The following is a 2,599-nucleotide window of genomic DNA, read 5'->3' on the forward strand; positions in this document are numbered from 1 at the left end:
ACCATGAACTATCAGTTGAACTTTGCCGCCGTTTGGCGTGATTTCCCCAGCTTGCTGGCGGGGCTCGGCCTGGGCCTTGAGCTGGCCCTGCTGTCGATCGCGATTGGCTGCGTGATCGGCCTGATGATGGCGTTTGCGATGTTGTCCAAACACCGTGCCTTGCGAATTTTCGCCTCGGTGTATGTGACGGTGATCCGCAACACGCCCATCCTCGTGCTGATCCTGTTGATCTACTTTGCGTTGCCGAGCCTGGGGATTCGTCTCGATAAAATCCCGTCCTTCATCATCACCTTGTCGTTGTACGCCGGTGCCTACCTGACCGAAGTATTCCGCGCCGGGCTGTTGAATATTCCCAAGGGCTTGCGTGAAGCCGGGCTGGCCATCGGCCTGGGCGAGTGGCGAATCCGCGCCTACATCACCGTGCCGGTGATGCTGCGCAACGTGCTGCCTGCGCTGTCGAACAACTTCATTTCGCTGTTCAAGGACACTTCGCTGGCCGCGGCCATTGCGGTGCCGGAGCTGACCTATTACGCCCGCAAGATCAACGTCGAAAGCTACCGGGTGATTGAAACCTGGATGGTCACGACCGCGCTCTACGTGGCTGCCTGTTACCTCATTGCCATGCTGCTCCGTTACCTGGAACAGCGTCTGGCGATCCGTCGTTAAGGAAGGTGTCCATGTACGAATCCCCCAGCTGGCTGCATGAGTTGTGGATCGCCCGGGATACCCTCTGGGCGGGCTTTCAGACCAGTGTTTATGTTTCGGCCCTGGCAATTATTTTTGGCACGCTGATCGGTATCGTCGCCGGGTTGATCCTGACCTACGGCAAATTCTGGATGCGTGCGCCGTTTCGCCTATATGTGGACCTGATCCGTGGCACGCCGGTGTTTGTGCTGGTACTGGCCTGTTTCTACATGCTGCCGGCGCTCGGGTGGCAGATCACCGCGTTCCAGGCCGGTGCGGTCGGGCTGACGCTGTTCTGCGGCTCCCACGTGTCGGAAATCGTGCGCGGCGCGCTGCAAGCCATTCCCCGTGGGCAACTGGAAGCGGGCAAGGCCATCGGCCTGACCTTTTACCAGTCCCTGGGTTACGTGTTGCTGCCCCAGGCGCTGCGCCAGATCCTGCCGACCTGGGTCAATTCCTCCACCGAAATCGTCAAGGCCTCGACGTTGCTCTCGGTGATCGGCGTGGCCGAGTTGCTGCTCAGTTCCCAGCAAGTCATCGCACGCAATTTCATGACCCTGCAGTTCTACCTCTTTGCCGGGTTTCTGTTCTTTGTCATCAACTACGCCATCGAGTTATTCGGGCGCTACATTGAAAAGCGGGTGGCCTTGCCATGAACCAACCTCAAAAAGAACAACCGCTGCTGAACATTCGCGGCCTGCGTAAACAATACGGCCAGGTCGAAGTGCTCAAGGGCGTCGACCTGTCCATGCAACGCGGCAACGTGGTGACGTTGATCGGCTCCAGCGGCTCGGGCAAGACCACGCTGCTGCGTTGCGTCAACCTGCTGGAAGAGTTCCAGGGCGGGCAGATCACCCTCGACGGCGAGTCCATCGGCTACAGCGAAATCGCCGGCAAGCGCGTGCGTCACCCGGAGCGCGTGATCTCCCAGCACCGCGCGATGACCGGCATGGCGTTCCAGCAATTCAACCTGTTCCCGCATTTGACGGCGCTGCAGAACGTCACCCTTGGCCTGCTCAAGGTCAAGAAAATGGGCAAGGACGAAGCCGTGGCCCTGGCCGAAAAGTGGCTTGACCGCGTGGGCTTGCTGGAACGTCGCAACCACTTCCCCGGTCAGTTGTCCGGCGGCCAGCAACAGCGTGTGGCGATTGCCCGCGCCATTGCGATGAACCCGAGCCTGATGCTGTTCGACGAAGTCACCTCGGCCCTCGACCCGGAGTTGGTGGGCGAAGTGCTCAGCGTGATCAAAGGCCTGGCAGAAGAGGGCATGACCATGTTGCTGGTCACCCACGAAATGCGCTTTGCCTATGAAGTGTCCGACAAGATCGTGTTCATGAACCAGGGCCGCATCGAAGAGCAGGGCAGTGCGAAGGACATCTTCGAACGCCCGCAATCGCCGCGCCTGGCGGAATTTTTGAAGAACATTCGGTTTTAATTTTTAGTCAGCAGGAGAAACAACTTATGAGCATTACTCGTTACGGCGCCGGCAGTACCGCCGGTGGTGGCCAGCCACGTCCTTTCGCCCGCGCGGTGGAAGCGGATGGCTGGCTCTACGTCTCGGGCCAGGTGCCGGCGGTGGACGGTGAAATCATCAACGGCGGCATCATCGAGCAAACCCGCCAGACCATGCGCAACGTGGTGGCGATTCTTGAAGAAGCCGGCTACGAGCTCAAAGACGTGGTGCGCGTGGGTGTGTGGCTGGAAGACCCACGGGACTTCTGGAGTTTCAACAAGGTCTTCGGCGAATACTTCACCCCGGAACACGCCCCGGCGCGCGCCTGTGTGCTAGCCAACATGATGGTCGACTGCAAGGTTGAGATTGATTGCGTGGCCTACAAGAAAAAAGGCTAAATGCCCCATTCTTGAAATCACTGAAGATCAAATGTGGGAGCGGGCTTGCTCGCGAATGCGGTGT

At 59.2% G+C, this 2,599-nt stretch carries 4 protein-coding genes; all 4 read left to right on the top strand.

Translation table 11 applies throughout. The annotated features are described in order from the left end of the window. Positions 1–3 precede the first annotated feature (3 nt). From WBB95_RS09160 to WBB95_RS09175, 4 genes are read left to right on the top strand one after another with little or no spacing between them, the layout of a single operon-like run. Positions 4–666: an amino acid ABC transporter permease gene (locus tag WBB95_RS09160; RefSeq protein WP_138815745.1), complete on the top strand. Its 663-nt coding sequence runs from the start codon at positions 4–6 to the stop codon at positions 664–666. Positions 667–677: 11 nt separating this feature from the next. Then, positions 678–1,340, top strand: coding sequence for an amino acid ABC transporter permease (locus WBB95_RS09165; RefSeq protein WP_424487296.1), 663 nt, complete (start codon positions 678–680; stop codon positions 1,338–1,340). Next, a complete protein-coding gene (locus tag WBB95_RS09170; protein ID WP_375070993.1) occupies positions 1,337–2,119 on the top strand; it encodes an amino acid ABC transporter ATP-binding protein in 783 nt (260 codons plus the stop codon). Before WBB95_RS09165 ends, WBB95_RS09170 begins: the two co-directional genes overlap by 4 nt. Positions 2,120–2,145: 26 nt before the next feature. Then, positions 2,146–2,535 carry a RidA family protein gene (locus WBB95_RS09175; RefSeq protein WP_424487297.1) on the top strand — a complete coding sequence of 130 codons (390 nt, stop codon included), beginning with the start codon at positions 2,146–2,148 and terminating at the stop codon, positions 2,533–2,535. Positions 2,536–2,599: the final 64 nt, after the last annotated feature.

It is taken from the genome of Pseudomonas sp. (assembly GCF_049645325.1).
GTDB lineage: Bacteria > Pseudomonadota > Gammaproteobacteria > Pseudomonadales > Pseudomonadaceae > Aquipseudomonas.

Excerpts from the sequence above, each read along its gene's own strand:
- WBB95_RS09160 (WP_138815745.1), top strand. The coding sequence starts at position 4 with ATGAACTATCAGTTGAACTTTGCCGCCGTTTGGCGTGATTTCCCCAGC.
- WBB95_RS09165 (WP_424487296.1), top strand. The coding sequence starts at position 678 with ATGTACGAATCCCCCAGCTGGCTGCATGAGTTGTGGATCGCCCGGGAT.
- WBB95_RS09170 (WP_375070993.1), top strand. The coding sequence starts at position 1,337 with ATGAACCAACCTCAAAAAGAACAACCGCTGCTGAACATTCGCGGCCTG.
- WBB95_RS09175 (WP_424487297.1), top strand. The coding sequence starts at position 2,146 with ATGAGCATTACTCGTTACGGCGCCGGCAGTACCGCCGGTGGTGGCCAG.